At 64.0% G+C, this 23,973-nt stretch carries 19 protein-coding genes; 6 read left to right on the top strand and 13 right to left on the bottom strand.

The window, feature by feature from the left end; all coding sequences use genetic code 11:
• Positions 1-20 precede the first annotated feature (20 nt).
• The 3 genes from AC20117_RS13470 to AC20117_RS23330 all read right to left on the bottom strand — a co-directional run bounded on the left by AC20117_RS13470 (position 21) and on the right by AC20117_RS23330 (position 4,685).
• Positions 21-1,004 (bottom strand): bile acid:sodium symporter family protein, encoded by a 984-nt coding sequence (locus tag AC20117_RS13470; protein ID WP_074699293.1) that lies wholly within the window; start codon positions 1,002-1,004, stop codon positions 21-23.
• Positions 1,005-1,150: 146 nt separating this feature from the next.
• Positions 1,151-3,454, bottom strand: a complete 2,304-nt coding sequence (locus tag AC20117_RS13465) for an LPXTG cell wall anchor domain-containing protein (RefSeq protein WP_158300465.1) — start codon at positions 3,452-3,454, stop codon at positions 1,151-1,153.
• Positions 3,455-3,539: 85 nt separating this feature from the next.
• The gene (locus tag AC20117_RS23330; RefSeq protein WP_158300464.1) at positions 3,540-4,685 is read right to left on the bottom strand and encodes a hypothetical protein; all 1,146 of its coding nucleotides are present in this window, start codon (positions 4,683-4,685) and stop codon (positions 3,540-3,542) included.
• A gap of 241 nt (positions 4,686-4,926) precedes the next feature.
• Here AC20117_RS23330 and AC20117_RS13460 point away from each other — a divergent pair, with 241 nt between their 5' ends.
• From AC20117_RS13460 to AC20117_RS13450, 3 genes are all read left to right on the top strand, one after another.
• Positions 4,927-5,388 carry an Hsp20/alpha crystallin family protein gene (locus tag AC20117_RS13460; RefSeq protein ID WP_074699297.1) on the top strand — a complete coding sequence of 154 codons (462 nt, stop codon included), beginning with the start codon at positions 4,927-4,929 and terminating at the stop codon, positions 5,386-5,388.
• A 120-nt stretch (positions 5,389-5,508) separates the two neighbouring features.
• Positions 5,509-6,990 (top strand): glutamate-cysteine ligase family protein, encoded by a 1,482-nt coding sequence (locus tag AC20117_RS13455; RefSeq protein WP_074699298.1) that lies wholly within the window; start codon positions 5,509-5,511, stop codon positions 6,988-6,990.
• Positions 6,991-7,069: 79 nt separating this feature from the next.
• The gene (locus tag AC20117_RS13450) at positions 7,070-7,486 is read left to right on the top strand and encodes a VOC family protein (protein WP_074699299.1); all 417 of its coding nucleotides are present in this window, start codon (positions 7,070-7,072) and stop codon (positions 7,484-7,486) included.
• A 10-nt stretch (positions 7,487-7,496) separates the two neighbouring features.
• On the opposite strand, the gene AC20117_RS13445 is transcribed toward AC20117_RS13450, so the two are convergent.
• The 4 genes from AC20117_RS13445 to purH form a co-directional block, all read right to left on the bottom strand.
• Entirely contained in the window at positions 7,497-8,750 is a 1,254-nt protein-coding gene (locus AC20117_RS13445; RefSeq protein ID WP_074699300.1) for an AI-2E family transporter, read from the bottom strand.
• A gap of 160 nt (positions 8,751-8,910) precedes the next feature.
• Positions 8,911-11,130: an NADP-dependent isocitrate dehydrogenase gene (locus AC20117_RS13440; RefSeq protein ID WP_074699301.1), complete on the bottom strand. Its 2,220-nt coding sequence runs from the start codon at positions 11,128-11,130 to the stop codon at positions 8,911-8,913.
• Between the two features lie 167 nt (positions 11,131-11,297).
• Complete coding sequence (locus AC20117_RS13435; protein WP_139186734.1) at positions 11,298-11,555, bottom strand: hypothetical protein; 258 nt, start codon at positions 11,553-11,555, stop codon at positions 11,298-11,300.
• Between the two features lie 107 nt (positions 11,556-11,662).
• On the bottom strand, positions 11,663-13,330 hold the full coding sequence (purH, locus tag AC20117_RS13430) for a bifunctional phosphoribosylaminoimidazolecarboxamide formyltransferase/IMP cyclohydrolase (protein ID WP_074699303.1): 1,668 nt from the start codon (positions 13,328-13,330) through the stop codon (positions 11,663-11,665).
• 838 nt (positions 13,331-14,168) lie between these two features.
• On the opposite strand from purH, the gene AC20117_RS13425 reads away from it, so the two are divergent.
• The gene (locus AC20117_RS13425; protein ID WP_074699304.1) at positions 14,169-15,521 is read left to right on the top strand and encodes an MFS transporter; all 1,353 of its coding nucleotides are present in this window, start codon (positions 14,169-14,171) and stop codon (positions 15,519-15,521) included.
• A 55-nt stretch (positions 15,522-15,576) separates the two neighbouring features.
• Here the strand turns inward: AC20117_RS13425 and AC20117_RS23880 are convergent, their stop codons facing one another.
• The 3 genes from AC20117_RS23880 to purN all read right to left on the bottom strand — a co-directional run bounded on the left by AC20117_RS23880 (position 15,577) and on the right by purN (position 17,913).
• Complete coding sequence (locus AC20117_RS23880; protein WP_236777306.1) at positions 15,577-16,452, bottom strand: PKD domain-containing protein; 876 nt, start codon at positions 16,450-16,452, stop codon at positions 15,577-15,579.
• 53 nt (positions 16,453-16,505) lie between these two features.
• Complete coding sequence (locus AC20117_RS13415) at positions 16,506-16,928, bottom strand: DUF6318 family protein (RefSeq protein ID WP_083339555.1); 423 nt, start codon at positions 16,926-16,928, stop codon at positions 16,506-16,508.
• A 415-nt stretch (positions 16,929-17,343) separates the two neighbouring features.
• Positions 17,344-17,913, bottom strand: coding sequence for a phosphoribosylglycinamide formyltransferase (gene purN, locus AC20117_RS13410; RefSeq protein WP_074699306.1), 570 nt, complete (start codon positions 17,911-17,913; stop codon positions 17,344-17,346).
• Between the two features lie 40 nt (positions 17,914-17,953).
• Between purN and AC20117_RS13405 the strand changes: the two genes are divergently transcribed.
• Complete coding sequence (locus tag AC20117_RS13405) at positions 17,954-18,370, top strand: hypothetical protein (RefSeq protein WP_074699307.1); 417 nt, start codon at positions 17,954-17,956, stop codon at positions 18,368-18,370.
• Positions 18,371-18,396: 26 nt separating this feature from the next.
• Here the strand turns inward: AC20117_RS13405 and AC20117_RS13400 are convergent, their stop codons facing one another.
• The gene (locus AC20117_RS13400) at positions 18,397-19,722 is read right to left on the bottom strand and encodes a cell division protein PerM (protein WP_074699308.1); all 1,326 of its coding nucleotides are present in this window, start codon (positions 19,720-19,722) and stop codon (positions 18,397-18,399) included.
• A 104-nt stretch (positions 19,723-19,826) separates the two neighbouring features.
• A complete protein-coding gene (locus AC20117_RS13395; RefSeq protein ID WP_074699309.1) occupies positions 19,827-21,005 on the bottom strand; it encodes a zinc-dependent alcohol dehydrogenase in 1,179 nt (392 codons plus the stop codon).
• Between the two features lie 432 nt (positions 21,006-21,437).
• Between AC20117_RS13395 and AC20117_RS13390 the strand changes: the two genes are divergently transcribed.
• The gene (locus tag AC20117_RS13390; RefSeq protein WP_083339531.1) at positions 21,438-22,517 is read left to right on the top strand and encodes an IS110 family RNA-guided transposase; all 1,080 of its coding nucleotides are present in this window, start codon (positions 21,438-21,440) and stop codon (positions 22,515-22,517) included.
• A 29-nt stretch (positions 22,518-22,546) separates the two neighbouring features.
• Here AC20117_RS13390 and AC20117_RS13385 read toward each other — a convergent pair whose 3' ends face one another.
• Positions 22,547-23,914: an FAD-binding oxidoreductase gene (locus AC20117_RS13385; protein WP_074699310.1), complete on the bottom strand. Its 1,368-nt coding sequence runs from the start codon at positions 23,912-23,914 to the stop codon at positions 22,547-22,549.
• Between the last annotated feature and the right edge of the window lie 59 nt (positions 23,915-23,973).

Raw genomic sequence — 23,973 nt, 5'->3', positions numbered from 1 at the left:
CAGCCCGACTACGTTCTTGGTCAGGACTTGGCGGCATCCCGGCGGCGCCAGAACGCGGCAAGCAGCGCACCGGAGACGTTGTGCCACACGGAGAAGATGGCGGCAGGCAGCGCGGATTCGGGCGTGAGGTGCTGGGCGGCGAGGCCGGCAGCAAGGCCCGAGTTCTGCATGCCCACCTCGATGGCCGTGGTGCGGCGCGAGGAAACCGGCAGCTTGAACAGGCGTGCGGCCCCGTAACCGAGCGCGTAGCCGAGGCCGTTGTGCAGCACCACCGCAATGAGCACCAGCAGACCTGCGGCAGCGATGGCCGCCGCGCTGCCGGAGACGACGGCGATCACCACGTAGGTAATGGCCAGGACCGAGACCCAGGGCAGCAGCGGCAGCGCCTTGGCCACGAGCCCTGGCAGGAAGAAGCGTGCCACCAGGCCCAGCACCACGGGGATCAGCACAATCTGCACGATCGACCCGGCCATGGAGGCGGCATCGACCGGCATGTACTGGTTGGCCAGCCATAAGGTCAGCACCGGTGTCAGCAGCGGAGCCAGCAACGTCGATACAGAGGTCATGGCCACTGACAGGGCGACATCGCCCTTGGCCAGGTAAGACACCACGTTGGAGGCAGTCCCACCGGGGCAGCAGCCCACCAGGATCACGCCGGCCGCCAGCGCCGGCGGCAGTCCCAGCGCCATGCTGATCAGCAGGCCCAGCAGCGGCATGATGACGAACTGCGCAATAACCCCGAGCACCACAGGAATCGGCCGCTTGGCGATCAGCGCGAAGTCCGGCGGCGTGAGGGTGAGCCCCATGCCGAACATGATGATACCCAGCGCCGGTGTCACCAGCGTTCCCCAGCCGGTGAAGGCCGAGGGGAACAGGAAAGCTACGACACCGCCGGCCAGAATCAGGATCGGGAACAGTGTGACCGCTATTGTCGCGGCCCGGTCTTCCCTGGTGGTATCGATGCTGGCGGTTGCTGTCCGCGGTGGTTCAACTGGCGAAGTCATTGCGCAAGCTTATAAATGCTCCGCCTTGAGCGTCCACTATGTGGAGAGTTATATCAATATTCGGACAAGGGTGGATGCGGCCTCTTCCGGCGTTTGGCTCTCGCCAAGTTCCCAATGAAGAGGCCGCACCACTGCCTGCCGTTCCGTTAGCTCCGCATCGGAGCAACTTCCTTCCGCCTGATGGCCAGCAGGCCGCCGAGCAGAATCATCGCCATCCCGCCGAACAGCAGGTGCGTCGTGCTGGCTCCTGTCTCGGCGAGGGTTTCTGTGCCGTCGGCACCTGGCGTGCCGGCAGCCGAACTACCAACAACGACGCCGGCCGCCAGCGTTCCGCTGTTGGTTCCGGTCGCGTCGCTGCCTGCGATGCGGTTAGCGGCTGCCGATACTTCAACGCCGCTTGCCACTGGCTCACCCTGCGTCCCCAGGATTGCCGCACTGCCATCAGCAGCAGCAACGAAGGCAGAATCAAGGGTTCCTTCCATTCCGAGAGTTCCTTCACCACCAGCGAGGACCCCTCGGTCTCCGGCGATTCCTGCAGGCGAATCCGTGTTCGACTCGGTTGCATCGGTTCCAGCATCCGTCCCGGTGGCGGTGTCGCCTCCAGTAGGAATGCCGGCATTACCGGAACCCTGCGTTCCAGCTACGCTGTCGCCGTCGTTGCTCTCTCCTCCGGTTGCATCGCCGCCGGTCGCATCGCCGGTTGTATTGTCGCCTGTGCCGTCCGATCCTTCGGTACCGTCACTGCCCGACTCCGGATCTGTTGCCCCCTCATCAGCCGGATCCGGTCCCGCTGCTCCATCGGTATCCACAGCACCGCCGGTCCCATTGCCTGCTGTTCCCGCCAGGCAGTCATTGTCACCTGTCGCATGGCCTCCAAGGACCAGCGCGGTATCCAGACACATGTCGGCAATTACGCCAACTCCGTCGCCGTAGCCAGCGCTGACAACGGTCTCCATCTCGGCAACAAGGGCTCCGGCAACATCAGTGTCGACGTTATTGAAGTCATCGGTACCGATCACTTCGCCAATCACCACCGTTGCATCCGCAAGTACGTCCGCATCGGCGGCAAGCAGACCGTCATCGCTACCCGTATTGCTCTCCACGGTGCTGCACGGCAAGCCGTCCGCCGAGGGCCCGTCACCCAACAGAGCAACATCAGCATCAAGGCAAATGCCAGCGGCCACATCGGTCAGGTTGTCTTCGTCCAGCGCCACGATTACATCTGCAGCAGCGTCAACGTCAGCAGCAGCAACATCCTCGACCACCACATCAGCTTCCGCATCCTCCTCGGCACTCACGCCGCCTTCGGCACCGGCATCACCCTCTGTCGTGCGGCACGGCAACCCGCCCGCCGACAGACCGTCACCCAACAGAGCAACATCAGCATCAAGGCAAACATCCGCGGCAAGGTCACCAAAACCGTCCTCATTCAACGCCACATTTACATCCGCAGCAGCGTCAACATCGGCAGCAGCAACATCCTCGACCACCACATCAGCTTCCGCATCCTCCTCGGCACTCACGCCGCCTTCGGCACCGGCATCACCCTCTGTCGTGCGGCACGGCAACCCGCCCGCCGACAGACCGTCACCCAACAGAGCAACATCAGCATCAAGGCAAATGCCAGCGGCCACATCGGCCAGGTTCTCTTCGTCCTGCGCCACATTTACATCCGCAGCAGCGTCAACATCGGCAGCAGCAACATCTTCGACCACCACATCCGCAGCGGCGTCCGCGTCGGTCTGTGCTGCTGGGGCTTCGGCCTCGTCGGTTGCTTCGGCCGGTGCGCCTTCCTCGGTACCCACCGTGGCTTCTGCCATCACGTCCGCGTCAGCCTCGACAGTGCTGGTATCTACCACTCCATCAGAGTCGGAGAGTACGACATCGGCTTCGGCTTCTACATCCGCAACCGCTGCCACCTCTGCTTCCGTCGCCTGAGGTTCTTCGGCAATCGCGTAGTCCTGTTCTGCTGCCCCGACGGCAACATCAGCATCTGCAACTACGGCTGCTTCAGTTTCGACGGCCTCAGGTTCAGCTGCATCGGTGTAGTCCAACGCTGCCTCATTGACCTGGACATCCGCGTTCACTACTGCAGCGGCCGGCTCGGTCTGATTGACGGGCTCCGCCTCGACGGGAGTGGCATACTCAGCTGCATCGCCGCCGAGTTCTACGTCGGCAACAACATCAGCCACCGACTCGGCTGCGAGCAGTTCGGAGTCGAGATCCGCGCCTGCCTGGAGACCGAGGACCTGGGCGTCATCCGCTACGGCATCGAGTGCCACGTCGTCCGTGACTACATCCACGTCCGCATCAACTGCCACTGTGCTGTCCGGAGCAACCGCAGGCTCCGGTGGTTCATATTCCGCGGCTGAAGCAGCCGCGGAACCGAGGACGAGAAGTCCTCCGCTAAAGACGACGCTGCACAGCGCCGTCTGCATTGTTCTCCGCATGGTTGTTCTCCTGATTGAATCTATTGCCGCCCTGTTGCGGGTGGCAGTGGTCCCTGTGCCGCCGGAAAGGGCAGCGCGAACCAGATCAATCAGGAGAGGAACCGGGATCCGACGAACGTGAAGCGGGCAGACTCCAAGCCGAGCCATCGGTAGTACCCGAGTTGGCGAACGGCGGGAGCAGATTAGAGAAAGGTACGTCAGCGGCGCTCTGGCCGGCGGAGGCATTTCCGCCAGCGGCAGTAGAACCGCTTCCGCCAACACCTGCTGGGACGGCCGCCGGGATAGCCGCGACTGGTTGGCCAGGATACGACTCTCCGGCCGCACGATGGGCATCCTGCTCCATCACCGCCGAAGGTGTGTAGGCCATTTGGGCCAAGAACTGCGCCGGAGTTGGTTGAAGCTTCGCCGGAGCGGGTGCTGTTTCGCGTCCTTCTTCCTGGCGGTTGTCCGATGCCCCAGCGGCGGTAGCGGCTTCTGTAGGGTCCTTCTCGAGTTGGCTGGCGGAAACCTCAGCTGCCGCGACGGGAACCGATGATGATGTTTCCGCGGTGGGGCCGTCTTCGACCGCCGTAATTGTTCCGTTCGAATCAGCGGTATCGCTGGCCAGCCCACCTGCTTCTACTGCGTCAACGATAGGTTCAGCTGCCTCTTCGACCGGATCGACGACGGGCGCAGCAGCTTCAATCACCGGATCGGCAACAGGGGCTGCGGCTTCGACAACCGGAGTCACTACCGGTTGCACGGCGGAAGTGCCCGACTCAACGACGGGCTCCACGACGTCTGCTGCGGTTTCGAGCACCGGTTCGGTCAATGGCGCGGCCGATTCAAGGACAGGATCCGACACGGCGGCAACAGCGCCAGCCACCTCGTGCGCTGCCCCTGTAACCGGCTGTGTGGTCTGCCCGACTGACTCCGAAGCAGCGCCGGCAGGAGCGGCGGCCTTTTCGACAACCGGGGCGACCTTTTCCGTCACGGCCGCAAGTTGGCCGGTAACAGGCGCCAGCTTCCCTGTCGCTGCCCCGACGTTGTCGGTAACGGGTTTGAGCTCCTCGGTGAGCGTCGCCGTCGTTGTTTGGGTTTCTGAACTGAGTACTTCGGTCAGAAGGCCGCCGTCAGCATCCGCGGCACTCGCGCCGGCGATCCCGAAAAGGGCGAATCCGGCGGTGGCTGCAGCTGTGAGCACGACCTTGCGCAACAAGACGGGCACACGGGACAGCAGCTCAACGCGCACTGTGACCACCCCCGTGACGACCAGTTTTGCTTCCGAATTTCAGGCTACGTCCGTTGGCAGCGCCCGTCCAGAGGATTGGGTGAATCGGTTAGTCATTTGTTCGCTGACAGCTATCAAGAAGAGTTAGCACTCCTTGCACCTGAGTGCTAATCTGTAAACGTAGTTGAGCGAAGGGGGCTCAACTATGAAGAGCTAAGACAACCGCTCCGAACGGGGCGTTGATGCGAAGGAGTTGATGACTATGGCCATGAAGTTTGACCCATTCCGTGAACTGGACCGCGTCGCCGGAGCCCTGCTGGAAAACCGCCCGGGCCTGCGGCTCATGCCGATGGACCTGTATCGCGACGGCGACCACTACATTCTGAACGCAGATCTGCCTGGGATTGATCCGGGATCCGTTGACATCGACGTCGACGGGCAGCTGCTGACCATCCGGGCCGAGCGGACGGTGCGGGGCGCGGAAGGCGTAAAGTGGCTCAACCGCGAGCGTGAAGGCGGCTCGTTCCTGCGCCAGCTCAATCTGGGCCAGGGCATCGATATCGATGCCATCTCAGCCCGGTACGAGAACGGCGTCCTCTCTGTGACCATCCCGGTCAGTGAGAAGGCCAAGCCGCGCAAGATCGAGGTTGTCACCGGAGCGGCTGAAACGGTGGCTGTCGATAGCGCCGAAGCTACCGACGACCAGAAGTCAGTCGAGGCGTAACCCCGACTGGCGTGGTGCGGCCCCTTGCCCTTCGGGTGAGGGGCCGTCTCTTGTCCGGCGGCCTTCGGCCCATGGCCCGCCACTCTATACAAGGTGGCCCCGTGATGGTTACCTTCAAGAATGGGCTCAGAAGTCAAAACCAAGACGTTCAGCCGTGAGCAGCGCACCCGTTACCGTGAACGCCTGCTGGAAAACCTGGAAAGCTTCGGGCATTACCTCGCCACGGCCGAGTTCGCCGGAACCGGTTCCATTGGTATGGAGATGGAGCTGAACCTGACCAATGCGGACTGCTCCCCCGCGCTGCGCAACTCCGCGGTGCTCGAAGCCATCGCCGATCCGGCTTTTCAAACCGAGATCGGCGCCTTCAACATTGAGCTCAACCACCCGGCCCTCGCCGTCGCCGGCCGCGGGCTTGAGGAGCTCGAGAACAGCCTGCGCGACCAGTTGAACCATGCGGACGAACGCGCAGCATCGGCGAAGGCCCGCATCCTCATGATCGGCATCCTGCCGACGCTCAAACACGCTCTGGTGGAAGACATGTCCTGGCTCAGCGCCGGCAAGCGTTATGCCGCCCTTAACACCTCGGTGCTGCAGGCCCGCGGCGAAGACGTGCTTATGGACCTGCGCGGAATCGAGGCGCTGTCCTTCTATGCCAAGAACATTGCGCCGGAAGCCGCCTGCACCAGCGTGCAGTTGCACTTGCAGGTCCAGCCGGCCGAATTCGCACCGGTCTGGAACGCGGCCCAGATCGTTGCCGGCCCGCAGGTGGCGCTGGCGGCGAATTCGCCGGTATTCATGGAGAAGCTGCTCTGGCACGAGACACGGATCGAAGTGTTCAAGCAGTCCATCGACACCAGGCCGCCGGAAATGCGCAATCAGGGCGTCCGGCCCCGCGTTTGGTTCGGCGAACGGTGGATCACCTCGATCTTCGACCTGTTTGAAGAGAACGTGCGCTACTTCCCCGCCCTGCTGCCGGAGCTCTCGCGGACCACCGGCAAGCAGACCAAGGCCGGCGCGCCGCTGCTTCCGGAGCTCCGCCTGCACAACGGCACCGTCTACCGCTGGAACCGTCCCATTTACGACCCCGGCGACACCATGCCCAACCTGCGGCTCGAAAACCGGCTGCTGCCTGCCGGACCTACGGTGGTGGATACCGTGGCCAATGCTGCCTTCTTCTTCGGGTTGGTCCGCATGATCAGGACGGCGGACAGGCCGCTGTGGTCCCGGCTCGCGTTCAAGAGTGCGGCCGATAACTTCATCAACTGCGCCAAGCAAGGGCTGGAAGCCATGGTCTATTGGCCGGGCATCGGAGACATCCCGGTGGTGGAGCTGATTGTCCGCCACCTGCTGCCGCTGGCCGCTGACGGACTGGCCGACCTCCGCGTGGCCCCGGACCTGATCGACCGGTACATGGAAATCCTGCGCGCCCGCGCCCAGACGGAACAGAACGGCGCCAACTGGCAGATCAAGACCCTCCGGCGGCTTGAAGCAGACGGACTGGACCGTCCGGCAGCGCTGGCCGAGATGACGCGGCAGTATTCGCACAACATGCATACCAACGAGCCCGTCCACACGTGGCCGGTTCTCGACGCGACCCACTAAATACCGTCGGTTGGGACCGCCCGGATACTAGCTTCGTGAAAACCAATAACGACGGCGTGCCGTCACCTAGGGAGATTTTATGTTGCGAGGACTTACCACGGTCAGCTTCTATGCGGACGATGTTGTCGCTGCCAAGGACTGGTACTCACAGCTATTGGGCCTGGAGCCCTATTTTGTGCGACCGGAACAAGGCCCGCCCGCCTACGTAGAATTCCGCATCGGCGATTACCAGCACGAGCTGGGCATTATTGATAGCCGTTACGCGCCCCATGGTGCCGCTGCATCACCAGCCGGTGCCGTCATCTTCTGGCACGTCGACGATGTTGAATCGGCTGTCGAGAAGCTCTTTGCCATGGGGGCGAAAGAGCACGAGCCGATCACGCCGCGGGAAGCCGGATTCATCACGGCCTCGGTGGTCGATCCGTTCGGCAACATTCTCGGCGTCATGTACAACCCGCATTACCTGGACGTTTTGGGCCAGCGGGGACCAGCCTGACCTTGGCCCGTCAGTCGTGCTCGGCCTGTGCGCCGGCCACAGCAGCCTCGGATTCCGGCCGGCCGCCGTCGGAACTGCCCGCATCCGCGTCGTCGCCCTCCGGCTGGGCTGGAAAGACCACGTCGCGCAAATAACGCAGCACCACAATTCCCACCGCTGTTGTTGGTACCGACAGGAACGCTCCGACAATGCCGAACAAGGTGCCGCCGACCGTTACCGAGGCCAGCACCACCGCCGGGTGGATCTTCAACTTGGTACCCACCAGGAACGGCTGCAGCAGGTTGCTCTCCAGTTGCTGAACCACAATCACCACACCGAGCACAATCAGAGCCGTGACCCAGCCGTGGGAGATCAGGGCGATCAATGCGGCCAGCAAACCCGTTGCCACCGCGCCGACCACCGGGATGAAGGCCGCAATAAAGATCAGGACAGTCAAGGGCAAGGCCAGCGGAATGCCCAGGATGAACAGGGCGGCGCCGATGAAGACCGCGTCGACCAGGGCAACCGCGGCCTGCGCCGCGATGTAGCCGGACAGGGTCTGCCAGGCCCGGGAGGTCACCGCGGCGGCGTGGACGTAGACTTTGGCGTCCGTCCACCGGCTGGTCCAGGCGAGGAAACGGTCGCCGTCTTTGAGGCAGAAGAAGGTAAAGACCAGGACCAGTACAAAGATAACGGTGCCCGCAGTGATGGCGCCCAGTCCGGTAGTGATCCCCGAAGCGATGTCGCCGGCATGCTCGCGGATCTGGGATACCGCGCTGTCCACCAGCGAATTCAGGTCCGCGTTTTCAAGATTGAACGGTGGCCCGGCCAGGAACTGGGTGATCTGCCCGAGGTTCTCTCGTGCCTTTCCGGCCAGCCCCGCCGTTCCCGAGGCCAGCGACGGAATCACCAGCATCAGCACGCCGACAACGGCCGCCAGCGCGGCAAGCACCGTGACAAAGGCCGCCAGAGCCTTGGGCATGATGCGGCGGGCCAGTCGGTTCACCGGCCACAGGATGCTGGCCAGCAGCAGGGCCAGAATCGTCGGGAAAACCACCGACCACAGTGAACGGACCAGCCACCAGGCCAGCACCAGGCCGATGGCGATGACAACGGCCCGGCCGGTCCACAGAGCGGTGCGGTCAACGCCGGCGGCGAAAATCCCCCGCGGTTCCTGCGGCTTCACTCCGGGTCCGGTGGCAGACTCCACCGCGTCCGGATCGGCTTTGAGGGTGCTGGACACCGACCGGGCGGTCGAGGCCTGGCGCTTCGGAATAAATCGCATGCTTCCTATCCTGCCGCACTTGGCCACTGGAGCCGGCACTCGACGCCTGCCTGCCGCCACGCCGTTGTAAGCAAAGTACGACGACGGCCCGCACCTTTTTGTGCAAAAGGTGCGGGCCGGCGTCGTACGCTTCAGGCTTTTGGCTGTACCTGCTCAGTGCTTAGCTCAGCGTGGCCAGAACCTCGTTGAACTTGGCCGAGGGTCGCATGACCTGGGCGGCCTTGGCGTCGTCCGGCTCGTAGTAGCCGCCGACGTCAACGGGGGAACCCTGCACGGCGAGCAGCTCGCCGACGATGGCATCCTCGTTGGAGGTCAGGGCCTCGGCAACGGCAGCGAAGGACTTCGCCAGCTCCGCATCCTCGGTCTGCTTGGCCAGTTCCTCGGCCCAGTAGCGGGCGAGGTAGTAGTGGCTGCCGCGGTTGTCGAGCTCGCCGACCTTGCGCTTGGGCGACTTGTCCTCCAGCAGGAAGGTTCCGGTGGCGCGGTCCAGCGTGTCGGCCAGGATCTGCGCACGCTTGTTGCCGGTGGAGTTGGCCAGGTGCTCGAAGCTCACGGCCAGGGCCAGGAACTCGCCGAGGCTGTCCCAGCGCAGGTGGTTTTCCTTCAGCAACTGCTGCACGTGCTTCGGAGCCGAGCCGCCGGCGCCGGTTTCGAACAGGCCGCCCCCGTTGATCAGTGGAACGATGGAGAGCATCTTCGCGCTGGTGCCGAGCTCGAGGATCGGGAACAGGTCCGTCAGGTAGTCGCGCAGCACGTTGCCGGAGACGGAGATGGTGTCCTCGCCCTTGCGGATGCGCTCCAGGGTGAAGGCGGTGGCCTCAACCGGGGACATGATCTCGATCTGCAGGCCCTCGGTGTCGTGGTCCTGCAGGTATTCCTTGACCTTGGCGATCAGGTTGGCGTCGTGGGCGCGGGTTTCATCCAGCCAGAACACGGCCGGCGTGTTGGAGGCGCGGGCGCGGTTGACGGCCAGCTTGACCCAGTCGCGGACCGGCACGTCCTTGGTCTGGCAGGCGCGCCAGATGTCACCCGGGGCAACCTGGTGCTCGATCAGCACGGTGCCGGAGCCGTCCACCAGCTGGACGGTGCCGGCGGTCTGGATCTCGAACGTCTTGTCGTGGCTGCCGTATTCCTCGGCGGCCTGGGCCATCAGGCCGACGTTCGGGACGGTGCCCATGGTGGTCGGATCGTAGGCGCCGTTGGCACGGCAGTCGTCGATGACAACCTGGTAGATCCCGGCGTAGGAGCTGTCCGGGAGCACCGCGAGCGTGTCCGCCTCCTGGCCGTCCGGGCCCCACATGTGCCCGGAGGTGCGGATCATGGCCGGCATGGAAGCGTCCACGATCACGTCGCTGGGAACATGCAGGTTGGTGATGCCCTTGTCGGAGTCCACCATGGCCAGCGCCGGGCCCTCTTCCAGGCCTTTCTTGATGGCAGCCTGGACGCCTTCGCGGACGTCGGCCGGCAGTTCCTCAAGGCCGTTGAGGATGGAGGCCAGGCCGTTGTTGGGGCTCAGGCCTGCGGCAGCGAGCTGCTCGCCGTAGGTCTCGAACAGTTCGGCGAAGTACGCCTTGACCACGTGGCCGAAGATGATGGGGTCCGAGACCTTCATCATGGTGGCCTTCAGGTGCGCGGAGAACAGCACGCCCTCTTCCTTGGCGCGGGCAACCTGTGCGGCGAGGAACTCGTCCAGGGCGGCGGCGCGCATCACGGTGCCGTCGATGACCTCCCCGGCCAGAACCGGGAAGTCCTTCTTCAGTACCGTGACGGTACCGTCTGCGGCAACGAGCTGGATCTTGATCGTGTCGTCGGCCGGAATGACCACGGACTTCTCATTGGAACGGAAGTCATCGGCGTCCATGGTGGCAACGTTGGTCTTGGAATCCGCCGACCAGGCACCCATGGAGTGCGGGTTCTGCCGGGCGTAGTTCTTCACCGAGAGCGGTGCGCGGCGGTCCGAGTTACCTTCACGCAGGACCGGGTTCACGGCGGAACCCTTGATCTTGTCGTAGCGGGAGCGGATGTCCGTCTCCTCGTCCGAGGAGGGGTTGTCCGGGTAGTCCGGCAGGGCGTAGCCCTTGCCCTGAAGCTCCGCGATGGCGGCCTTCAGCTGCGGGATGGACGCGCTGATGTTCGGCAGCTTGATGATGTTGGCTTCGGGCTTCTTCGCCAGCTCTCCGAGCTCGGCCAGCGCGTTGCCGGTCCGCTGGTCTTCAGTGAGGTAGTCACCGAAGACGGCGATGATGCGGCCAGCCAGCGAGATGTCGCGGGTCTCCACCTCCACACCTGCCGTCGAAGCGAAGGCTTCGACAATCGGCAAGAACGAATACGTGGCCAGCATCGGCGCTTCGTCGGTGTGGGTATAGATAATCTTGGCCATTGGTGAGGCGTCTCCCTAAGGTCTACGGAACTCTGTAAATCCTGTTGAATTCACCATCTAACTTACCCGAGGAGGCCGCTTCGATCCCTATCGCGGCCCGATAAACGCCATTTCATGACCGTGCTCCTGCCCACGCCAAGAAGGCGTGTCACATTGATTCGCAGCGGCTAGACCCCGCTGCCAGGTCCGAAGATCTGGCCGCGATGCGCATTGTTGTTGTGTTCCAGGTGCGTGTCTCGCATGCCGCCGCCGGGTGCTTCGGCCTCGCGGACTGCCGCCTGCTCCCGCGCGGAGCGGGTACGCGGCGTCCTGAACGGCGGCACCAGCCAGAAGGCCAGCGCCGCCACCACCACAATGAGTACGACGGCGAGACCGATCCATACGTTGGACGAGTCTGCTGGCTCAACGGTCTGCAGCGGAAGCACGGCCACCCCTTAAACGCCGTTGCCGGGCACAACGGTTGCTTTGAACCTAGGTGCCCGGCACGGCGCTGGCAAGGGGTGTCGGCCCGACTTGCCAATAGCGGAACTGTTTAGTGGAAGAAGTGGCGCGCTCCGGTGAAGTACATGGTGATGCCGGCGGCGTTGGCTGCCGCAACAACTTCCTCGTCACGCACCGAACCGCCCGGCTGGACGACGGCGCGGACGCCGGCGTCGATCAGGATTTGCAGCCCGTCCGCAAACGGGAAGAACGCATCCGATGCAGCCACTGCACCGCGGGCCCGCTCCGGCGCACCGGCGCCTTCGACGTTAGCGGCTCCCCCGGCGGCATCAGCACCGCCGTCGACGGCCACGCCAAGAGTGTTGGCGCGCTCCACGGCGAGCTTGCAGGAGTCCAGCCGGTTGACCTGGCCCATGCCGATGCCCACTGCGGCACCGTCATTGGCCAGCAGGATCGCGTTGGACTTGGCGGCGCGGATCGACTTCCAGGCGAAGGCCAGATCGGCCAGCGTCTTCTCATCGGCGGCCTCGCCGGCGGCAAGCGTCCAGTTCGCGGGGCTGTCTCCGTCGGCCTCCAAGGTATCGGATACCTGGACCAGCACGCCGCCGGATACCTGGCGGATTTCGGCCGGGTCGCGGCGGTAGCCGTCCGGCAGGGTCAGCAGGCGGATGTTCTTCTTGCGCGAGAGGATCTCCACGGCCTCGGGCTCGAAGTCCGGCGCGATGACTACCTCGGTGAAGATGTCTTTCACGGTGTTGGCCATGCCCGCGGTCACCGTGCGGTTGGCAGCAATCACGCCGCCGAACGCGGAAACAGGATCGCAGGCGTGGGCTTTGGCATGGGCGTCCGCGATAGGATCGGCGGCACCGGGCGTGGCCACGGCGACCCCGCACGGGTTGGCGTGCTTGATGATCGCCACGGCGGGTTCCGCATGGTCGAACGCAGCACGCAGGGCTGCGTCGGCGTCGACAAAGTTGTTGTAGCTCATCGGCTTGCCGTGAAGCTGGTCGGCCTGGGCAATGCCCGGCGTCGCGCCCTTCTCGACGTAGAGGGCAGCGCCCTGGTGCGGATTCTCGCCGTAGCGCAGCACTTCCGAGCGCTCCAGGGCCAGGCCGGCGTACGGCGGCCACTGGTTGGACTCATCCGTATCGTCGCCGAACTGCGCGGCGGTCCAGGATGCCACGGCGTTGTCGTATGCAGCGGTGTGGGCAAAAGCGGCAGCCGCCAGCCGGCGTCGTGCGGTCAGGTCAAAGCCGCCTTCGGCAGCGGCGGTCACCACATCGGCGTACTTGGTGGGATCGACGACGACGGCAACGCTCGGGTGGTTCTTCGCGGCCGCGCGCACCATGGACGGTCCGCCGATGTCGATCTGCTCGACTACTTCGTCCTGGCCTGCGCCGGATTTCACTGTGTCGACAAACGGGTAAAGATTGACGACGACGAGGTCGAACGCCTCCACCCCGAGCTCCTTGAGCTGCTGGATGTGGTCTTCGCGGCGACGGTCGGCCAGAATGCCGGCGTGGACCAGCGGATGCAGGGTCTTGACGCGGCCGTCCAGGCACTCCTGGAAGCCGGTGACCTCGGACACCTCTGTTACGGGAATGCCCGCCGCGGAGATCTTCTTGGCCGTGGAACCGGTGGAGACGATGCGTACGCCTGCCTGGTGGAGGCCTTGCGCCAGCTCCTCCAGTCCGGTCTTGTCGTACACCGAGATCAAGGCCCGGCGGATGGGAACACGGTCAAGCTGCTTCAGGCTCACGCAAAACTCCAAGGATGCAAAAGTATGGGGGATGGCATCAGTTTAGTTCACGCCGTGAGGGGCCGGTTATGTGTGAAGCGAAAGGGGCCGGAACCGTACGTGCGGATCGTGGCGCTGCTGCCAGCGCCGGCTCAGGAAAAGGACTCGTAGACGCGCCAAGCCCCGGGGGTTCCAGGACCATCCGGGGCCGGGCGTTTGGTTGAAGCGTCCTTTCAGGCTGCAGATTCCGCGCTTGCCGGGGATTCTGCCGACGGCGGAGTCACAGGGCTCGGAGCCGAATTCGGGCTTTGCGCCGACTGCGGGCTCGCCGGACTTTGCGGTGATACTGCGCTGGGTGCAGACACGGGGCTTTGCGCCGATTGAGGCGTCATTGGGCTCTGTGCGGATTCCGGGGTCACCGAGCTGGGCGAAGAAACAGGTGTTCCCGGAGACGGCGCGGAATCGGACGTGTCAGCAGATGCAGGTGAAGGCGGCGTCTGCGCAGTTACTGCAGAAGGAGCCGTCTGGACCTCAGCGTCCGCAAGGACAATATTCGAAGGCGAAACGACGCGCTGCGCTTCCGATGTCCTCCGCTGGTCAGCTGTCTCGGCAGTGATATTGCTGTCGGGACTCTGGACGGCAAAAGCACTGTCCGCCGTCGCAGTTCCGATTCCGAGTGCCATAGCACCCAGGGAGCCGGTGGCGATCCAAATATTTCGTTTGTTCATCGAACTTAAACCTTTCAATCGCGATCCGTATAACCAACGTTAACCACGCGATGTTCGATGTGGAAGGCAACCCTCGTGAAATGCGGCTGCCGCAGTAGAGTTTTCTTAAGGAGCACTGACTGGAAGGCGTCATGACCGAAACCCAGAGGATTCCCACGGGCGACCACATAGTGCAGGAACTCCCCTGGCGCTGGCGGGTGCAGGGGAAGATCTTCATCATCGGCGGCTTGGGGTTCATGTTCGACGCGTGGGACGTCACCCTCAACGGCGTCCTGATCCCCCTGCTGTCCGACCACTGGAGCCTTGAACCGTCACAGGCAGCGTGGATCGGAACCGCCAACCTCATCGGCATGGCAGTCGGAGCGTTCGTCTGGGGCACCATCGCGGACCTCATCGGACGGAAGAAAGCCTTCACGGCCACGCTGCTGGTCTTTTCCATCTTCACGGTCTTCGGCGCCTTCGCCCCTGACATCGTCTGGTTCTGCATCTTCCGCTTCGTCGCAGGCTTCGGCCTCGGCGGCTGTGTGCCGGTGGACTACGCCCTTGTCGGGGAGTTCACGCCACGCAGACAACGCGGCCGCGTCCTCACCGCAATGGACGGCTGGTGGCCCGTCGGCGCAGCCCTCTGCGGTTTCGTCTCCGCCGGCATCATGGCCACCTTCGCGGACTGGCGCTACACCATGCTGATCATGGTGCTGCCGGCACTTCTGGTCTTCTGGATCCGGCGGTCCGTTCCGGAGTCTCCCCTGTTCCTGATCAGCAAGGGCCGCGGCGAAGAAGCCGCCCATGTCATCAACGATCTGGTCAGACGCACCGGCGGCACACCCACCGAATGGCGACTGCCCGAGCCTGAGGCCATTCCGAAGCTTACAGTCGGCAACATCTTTGAACAGTTCCCGGCCATCTGGAAACACAACTGGAAAATAACGACGGCGGCGTGGGCCTTATTCTTCAGCATTCTGTTGGTCTACTACCTGGCTCTGACGTGGATGCCACGCATTCTGATCGAGTCCGGCTTCGCCGAAGTGCGCGCGTTCATCACCACCGCTGGCATGGCGGGCGTCGGGCTGCTCGGCGTCATCGTCGCCGCATACTTCGTGGAAAAGACTGGCCGGAAGTGGATCCTCGCGGTGACCGGACCGCTCTCCGCACTGATCCTGGTCATTGTTTCACTGGTCATTGATGTGCCTGCGGCCGTGATCACCTGGCTGCTGATCTACGGCTTCGTTGTCCAGATCGCCATCCCGGTCCTCTACGCCTACGTCTCCGAGCTTTATCCCACGGAACTGAGAGGCTCCGGTTTCGGCTGGGCCTCAACGTTCTCCCGCATCGGCGCCGGATTCGGACCGCTGATCTTCGTCTCGATCATGTGGCCCTACCTCGGCCTCGCCTGGTCCTTCGCCATCGCCGGCGGTCTAGTACTGATCGCTGTCCTCTGGATGGCCAGGTTCTCCCCCGAGACTAAAGGCGCAGAACTGCACTGAGCACCATGAGCCCGGTCCTGCAGTGGATGAACGGTAACTACCCTGGGAGCCGCAGTTAGCAGCCGGCCCCATTTGGATTCTCAAGACAGTTATCAGCGAAGTTGTTTACAACTGACCGCCACACACTGATCGTCACCGGTTCAGCTGAAAATTCGGCATCGCCAGGGACATCGATAACGACGCCACCGTTGACGGTGTAAGTAGCGCGGTAAGTCACTGTAAGGCCAACAGCAAAGTCTCCAGTTTCCTCGAAGATGTGACTCGTAGCCGTTTTCGTTCCCCATTCGCCTTCCTGAAGAGGACCGCCAGGAAAAAGGAATGGTCCGCCTCTGGCACCATCTCCATAATCCCACTCATACTGAACCGGACGGGCTTCGAGGTGGATCTCTTGACCATGAAGCTCGAAGTCGGCTGATTGTTCACCAGCATCTGCATAGAAATTCGTCTCGGCTCCGCGCAAAGTATGAGGAGCGGGTTGACCACTTATCCCGCCAACATGTATCGGTAGGTCCGCGAAGGCAGCGTGGATGTCTCGAGCTATCAGGTCCATGACATCGACAGGTTTCTCCGTGTATAGGCAGGAGTATCCATCTAGCCGCCGCCATTGCAATGGCTGGATCTCGGTAGAGGCAGATTCCCAAACCACAACGCGTCCGTTTTCTGCTTCGTCACACTGTGGGAGTCGGGCCAGACAAGCAACGTCGATGTTATTCCGACCGTCGTCCATACAAGCAATTTCGTATCTGAAAACTCGGTCTGGTTGGGGAAGTGCGTTGAGGCTGTTGGTCCATCCGCCACCGTCTGGGACCGGGTACCAGGAAGTTACTTTGGCTTTCCCGCCAGCCCATTCACCACCAGTATTGGGAGCAGCATAGGCCGAACTCGCGGATCCGAGCAGCCAAATGACACTGATAAGGGCAAGCCATGCCATGCATAAGATATTGCGTCTAGCGGAGTTCCACCATCTGCCCGCTGTTCGCATAGCTAGATCGATCCAGAGACGCCCACGTCAAGCGTCAGCCATCTGCCGCTTTCATACCGGGCAACGAGGACGTCGACCTGCATATCCGATTCTGTCGACTTCTCATGCAGCGTTCCGTCGGCCAAGTAGTAGCGCAGCTCATTGGACACCAACTGCACGGCGATTTGATGCCTTCCAGCGGAATCCTCCACATAGTCAGTTCCAGTCCCATCAATTTCGACCTTGCCACCGACTAACCAACGTCCTTCGGAATGCCAATCCGCTATGACTTTACCTACATCTTGACAGCGGAGGCAGGAGTCCTCGGTGACAGCTTCAAGGGGCGCTAGGTCCCCCGACTCGTAGGCGTAATTCAGAAGGTCATACCAATACAGAGTGAACGCTTCGAGCCCTTCTTTGGATTCTTCGCTCGCGAGTTCGGGCATTTGCGGCACCGGTACGTTCTCAGCCGGCCCGTTCGCAGTCGCGGGCTTATATTCGGGAGTGGCACTTGGTGTAGGTGTCGGCGTAGCAGTTTCACCTGCAGCTGCCGACGTTGCTGCTGGAGAAGCAGAGCTGCCGGGCTCGCCCTCCGCGTCCCCGCCGCAAGCCGTTAGGCCGAGAGCGGCCACAGCCAGCACGGCAATTACCGAGGATCGGGCACGCGTGGAAGTATCGAATTTGGTCCTGCGGTTCACCGAGACCCCTATGCACTGGTCGGGTTGCTGACTGATGTGTTCGAGCCAGTGTAATCACACGTTTAACTAGGCAGGAAGGTTATCCACAGGAAACCGGGCTTCGCGAGCGCAATAAGTCGCGCGGGCTGCTGCTGGCGGTGCAGCCGTCACGGCTCCAGAAAAGTTAGCCAGTGCGTGTGCTGAGGTCCGCCAGCGTCTGCACCAGGAGCTTGCGCTCCTCCACTTTGATGCGCTCGTGCAGCACTTCCTCGGTGTCTTCCTCGCGGACGGGCACGGCCGCCTGCGCGAGGATGGGCCCGGTGTCCACGCCGGAGTCGACAATATGGACGGTGACGCCGGTAATCTTCACCCCGTGGGCCAGCGCGTCCCGCACTCCGTGGGCGCCCGGGAACGACGGCAGCAGTGCGGGATGGGTATTGACCATGCGGCCATCGAAGGCCTCGACGAATTCGGCATCCAGGATGCGCATGAAACCGGCGAGCAGCACAACATCCGGAACATAGGATGCGACGGCGGCCTGCAGCGCGCGGTTCCACTCGGGCCGGCTGCCGAAGTCTGCCGGCGCCACGACGAACGTCTCGATGCCTGCGCCCTCGGCCCGCTCTAGCCCTAAGCAGCCCGGGATGTCGGAACCCACGGCGACGATATCGGCGTCGAGCTCCCCTGTTTTCACCGCTTCGATGACTGCCTGAAGGTTGGTGCCGGAGCCGGAGACGAGTACCACGATGCGCATGCGTCAACTTTATGCTCCCGGCTCGCCTAGGCTTAAACCCATGGAACATGACACACGGCCGCGGCCCAGCGAGGAACAAACAAAAAACGCAAGTCTCTATCTGCGGGTTCTCCTGTTGCTGGTGCTGGCCACGTTCCTGGCGGCGGCGTTGCCGCTGCCGTGGAAGATCGCCGCGCTCGTCCTGGCCGTGATCACCGTGGTGGTTTCGATTGTGGGTCTGGTGAAGTCAGTCCGGCACGGCCTGCCGGGGACACTGCGGATCACATTCATTTTCGGCATCATCGTAGGCGGTTTCTTCGCGCTGACCGCCCTGGCGCAAATGGTCTTCTGGCCGCTCACGGCACAGTACGAGGAGTGCACGCGGCTGGCGGTCACACAGAGCGCACAGGAGCAGTGCACCAACGAGTACTCGGAAAAGCTGCTCGACTACAACAACCTGTTCAACCCGCAGAGCTGACGGATCCGCCGTCGTTATGGCGGCAGCTAGTCTTTCTTGCTGCGGATCTCCGCCGGCGTTGTTGCAGCGCGGCGCGGTTCGCGCTCCAGCCAGGGGCCTACGGCGTAACCAATAACGACGCCGGCAGCCACTTCCAGCGCGATCCAGAGTGCCGTCCACAGCGGGTCCGGGCCCAGGTCAACAAAGCGGCCGATGCCCAGGGAACCGCGGGACAGCCAGGCCAGGACCGCAGTGCCCGCACCGGCGGCGGCGCCGATCAAAAGGCCAAGCACCACGGTGGAGGCCGCGGCCGTGAACCAGCGGGTCTGGATTTTGATGGAGAGCCATTCGTCAAAGTGGTTTTCGCCCTCGCGCAGGAACCACCAGCCGGCCAGCACGCCGGCAACCACCGGTAGCAGCAGGGCGGCCATGCCGTAGGTCAGTTCGCCCGTGGGCAGGGCGCCGAGCAACGGGAACGCCGGCAGCGGTCCCACCGTGGTGGCGAGCGGACTGATGGAACTGCCCGTGCCGACGGCGAACCCGGCTCCGGAGGACCACGCCAGTGTCCAGCCCACGAAGTTCGGCAGCAGGCCCAGCTGCGCGACCGTGAGCACAATGCCGCCCACCACACCGGTGTTCAGCTCCTGGTAGATCTCGATGATGTCCGCCCAGTGCAGGGCGATGTCCACGGCCAGCAGCAGGGCCGCCAGGCAGACCGCGGCAGTAACCGCCAGCAGACCAGCGCGGATGACGGACCAGACGTAGGAGCCGGCCCAGCGTGAGTGCTGGCTGGTCTTGGCCACCCAGGCCGCCGCGTCCACGCCGATCAGCCGGCCCCACGATCCGGCCGCGCGGTACGCCCCGATGATCAGCCCCGCCCCGGCCGGGATCAGCGGTATCAGGGCGCCGGCCACCATGGAAATTTCTACTTCCTCGGTCTGCACCAGATAGGCGGTGGCGCCGCCGACAAAGGCATACACGCCGAGGGCACCGAGCAGTGCCTGCCAGAGCTGGTCCGTATAGGCGGCGCGCGCCAGACGTCGTCCCGCCCGCCAGGACAGGAAAAAGGGCAGCAGCGCCAGGCCCAGCGGGACAAGGGACAGCGTGCCCCGCTCCATGTCCGCGGATGTGGTACCCATCAGGATCTCCAGCTGCAGCGGCACGCCATGGATCAGCAGCCAGGCCTGTCCGCCAAGCCTGGCCAGCGAATCGAAGCTGCGGTCTTCGAACCCATCCGCGAACCACACGCCGACAAGCGGCAGCAACACGACGATCGCCGAGAGCAGCGCGCTCTGGAAAAGTTCGAAACCCCCTTGCAGCCAGAGGGGCATGGGCAGTCCGCTTTGCCCGCCCGGGCGCCATTTGAGTTTCATTGTCTCCATGGTGCCAGTTGACCGGCCATCGTCCGGCCAGCGACGCGGCGGAGCAGCCAAAAGCGGCGGTGCTAACAGTCCCGCCGCCCACAGCCAGCGCAGCACTAAGGCTGAAGCACAACCTTAATGCAGCCGTCCTCCTTCTTCTGGAACATCTCGTACATGGCTGGCGCCTCGTCCAGGGAGACGCGGTGGGTGACCAGATCGGACAAGGCCAGCGGGTCGGTGTCGTCGTCGACGAGGGGCAGCAGGTCGGTAATCCAGTGCTTGACGTTGCACTGGCCCATCCGCAGCTGGAGCTGCTTGTCGAACATCTTCAGCATCGGCATCGGATCCGCTTCCCCGCCGTAGACCCCGGAGAGCGAGACGGTTCCGCCGCGCCGGACGGAATCAATCGCAGCGTGCAGGGCGGCGAGCCGGTCCACCCCCGCCGTCGTCATGGCCAGCTTGGCCACGGGGTGCGGCAGGACCCCGACGGCGGCCTGCGCGGCGGCCGCCACCGGCGAACCGTGCGACTCCATGCCGACCGCGTCCACCACGGAGTCCGGGCCGCGTCCGCCGGTCATGTCGCGCAGGTCATCGGCGCAGTTCCGGGTCCAGTCCAGCGTGGCGATGCCGTGCCGCTCGGCCATCTGCCGCCGCTCCGGAATGCGCTCGACGGCGATAACGCGGTAGCCCAGATGTTTGCCGATCCGGCTGGCCAGCTGCCCGATGGGCCCAAGCCCGAAGACGGCCAGCGTGCCGCCGCCGGGGACGTTGGCGTAATCCACGGCCTGCCAGGCGGTGGGCAGGATGTCGGAAAGGAACAGGTAGCGCTCGTCCGGAATGCTGGTGTTGGCCACCTTGATCGGGCCGTAGTCCGCGTGCGGCACCCGCAGATACTCCGCCTGCCCGCCCGGCACCGAGCCGTAGAGTTCCGTGTAGCCGAACATCGCGGCGCCGGTCCCCTTCGCCTTGACCTGGGTAGTCTCGCACTGCGACTGCAGGCCGAGACCGCACATGAAGCAGTTCCCGCAGGCGATGTTGAACGGAATGACCACCTTGTCGCCGGGCTTGATGTTGGTGACGGCGCTGCCCACTTCCTCCACAATGCCCATGGGCTCGTGGCCGAGGATATCGCCCTTGTTCATGAACGGGCCCAGCACCTCGTACAGGTGCAGGTCCGAGCCGCAGATGGCGGTGGAGGTGATGCGGATGATGGCATCCGTGGGGTCCTGGATGGCCGGATCCGGGACCTCCTCGACGGACACTTGACGTTTGCCTTGCCAGGTCAGAGCTTTCATGTCTGGAACTCCTGTCAATGATTCGCGTGCCGGGCCGCGCGATGTCTCGACGGCGGGAACCTTTTCAACGCTACGCGCCGGTTCTGGTTCGGGCTAGAGGTTGACAGACCCCGGCAGGAAAACGCGTCAACGTACGACTGTGAGACTTTCTTGTAGCTGGTCTGGGACTGGCTGGCAGGATGGGTACTGGCCGTTCCGCCGGCCATGGATGTGACTCGAGCGTACGTTGACCATGAAGTGTCTTGCCGCCGACTTGTCCATCCGTGGCGCGGGCCGGCCGGACCTGTCCGGCCCACCTCGGTAGCTTGATCAGAAGATTGTCCGCCGCCTTGAGGCGCGTGACCCGTCACAGTGCTGTTCCGATGTGTTTCCTACCCGGACTGGTACCGGCCGACAGCGGCCTGACCATCTCCATCACTGAGGAAAGGTGCCGTGACCGCCATTTCTATCGTCGCGCATTCCTACCCGTTTGTCGTGGGCGTCGACACCCACGCCCGCAATCACGTCTACGCGATCCTTGCAGCCAGGACCGGCGAGCTGATCGATACCCGAGACTTCCCAACGACGTCTGCCGGCATCAACAGGGCCATCGCGTGGGTGGCCCGCCGCACCGACGCAGACGCTGACACGCTGTGGGTGATCGAAGGCGCCGCATCTTACGGAGCCGTCCTGGCCGGCGCTGTCGCCGCCGAGGGTTACCCGGTGGCCGAGGCTCCGCGAATGGACGCGAAGAAACGCCACGGCGTCGGCAAATCCGATGCCCTCGATGCGCACCACATTGCCGCAGCCGCGTTGCCGCTGCCACAGGCGAAGCTATGCCGCCCGAGGCTCAACGAGGGGGTGCGCCAGGCCTTGCGGATCCTGGTCACGGCCCGCGACGCCATGAGCGCCGAGCGCACCCGTTCGGTCAACTCGCTCACCGCACTGCTGCGCACCAATGATCTGGGATTGGACGCCCGCAGGGCACTCTCAGCAGCTCAGATCGCTGAAGCGTCGCGGTGGCGCGCCCGAGAGGAGGAACTGTCCCTGACCATCGCCCGGACCGAGGCAACGCGGTTGGCCAAACGTGTCCTCGAACTCGATGACCAGCTCAAAGCCAATGACAAGCAAGTGACCGAGCTGGTACAGATCAGCGAGGCCGCACCCCTGCTGCATGAAAAGGGCTTTGGGTCCGTCACTGCAGCGACCTGCCTCACCGCCTGGTCCCATCAGGGACGGGTTCGGAACGAGGCGGCCTACGCCTCCCTGGCCGGCGTGAATCCTATCCCCGCTTCCTCAGGAAACACCGTCCGGCACCGCCTGAACCGAGGCGGAGACAGAAACCTGAACCGCGCTCTCCACATGGTCGCTCTCACCAAGATGACCCACGACGAGGAGACCCGGAGATACGTGGAGAAACGGCGAACAGAAGGACGCACCGACCGGGAAATCCGCCGATGCATCAAACGCTACCTAGCCCGACGCGTCCACCGCACGCTCAACGCCGCGAGCCCGTGCCTGAAGAGCGCTTGACAGACATAGAAGAGTCGGCGGCACGCACCTCAGTGGGCGATGGCACCTTCCGTTTCGACCGGCTCTCCGGCGGCGGGCAGGATGTTCTGGTTCCCGCGGAAGATATTGTCCGGATCGAAGTCCCGTTTGATCCGGGCGAGCCTGGCGTAGTTCTCCGGCCCGAAGGCCGCCATGATCCGCTCCTGCCCCTCGTGGCCGATGAAGTTCAGATACACGCCGCCGCTGGCATAGGGCGCAATATCGCGCCGGAAGCCCTTGGCCCAGCCGATGGCTTCAGCGGTCTGCGCCGGGTCCTGCCACACGGCAAAGGGATGGGTAATCCATTGGGCAGTGCGCCGGGCCATCGGCGTGGAGGCCGGGTCAACCCGGCCGGCCCGGCCGCCCCACGGTGCCAGCAGCATCTGTGAGGATTCATGCGGCAGCGCTTCCCCGAACCGGAGGAAGACATCCAGCGCCGCGTCCGGAAACTCGTCGTGGTAGTCCGCCGTCCAGTAGTTCAGCTGCCCCGGGGCGTCGTCGAGCATGCACTGGAAATCCGCGTACGGGCGGGGCCCGACAATATCGGCGGCGGGCTGCAGCGACCTCAGCGGCCGGACCGCTTCCCTGCCCTCCTCCGGATCGCCGGTATAGACCACCACGAGGCCCAGGGCCGGCTTGCCCTGCAGCTCTGCCGGCACGAACTCTTCCGGCGGTGCGATCAACGTGACCAGGCAAGAACCCAAAGCTTCGGGCGAGGCAGGTACGAAGTCCCGGTAGGCACGCGCCACGTCCCGGGCCTGTCCGAGCGGCCACAGCATCAGTCCGCACAGAACCTGCTCGCCGACGTCGTACATTTTGAAAGTAAGGGAGGTCGCGACGCCGAAATTCCCTCCGCCGCCGTGCAGCGCCCAGAACAGCTCCGGGTTCTCGCCGGCGCTGGCCGTCGCTTCCTCCCCCGCCGCCGTCACCAGATTCACGGAGACCAGGTTGTCGCAGGCCAATCCCCACCCGCGGTCCATCCAGCCGGAGCCGCCGCCCAGGGTGAAGCCGGAAACGCCCGTCGTGGACACCCGGCCGCCCGTGACCGCCAGACCGTACGGTTGAGCGGCCCGGTCGAACTCGCCCCAGGTCGCGCCACCGCCGACGGTTGCGGTGCGGGCCTGAGGGTCCACGGTGATGTCCTTCAGCCCGCGCACGTCGATGACCAGGCCGCCGTCGTTCATGGACATGCCGGCAACGGAGTGGCCGCCTGATCTGACGGCGATCTCGAGGCCGTGCTGCCGTCCGTAGGCGAGCGCCTCACGGATGTCGGCCGCGCTCGAGCATTGGGCGATGACGGCCGGACGCCGGTCGATCATCGCGTTGAAAAGTGTGCGTGCTTCGTCGTAACCGGCGTCTTCCGGCCGGATCCATTCCATGGTCTGCTCCTTAGCACCATGGGCCACCCGAGACAGATATTACGCCGGGCGGGGCAGGG

Origin of the sequence: Arthrobacter crystallopoietes, from assembly GCF_002849715.1 — a bacterium.
GTDB classification, from domain to species: domain Bacteria; phylum Actinomycetota; class Actinomycetes; order Actinomycetales; family Micrococcaceae; genus Crystallibacter; species Crystallibacter crystallopoietes.
This window is presented reverse-complemented; position numbering and strand designations above follow the sequence as displayed.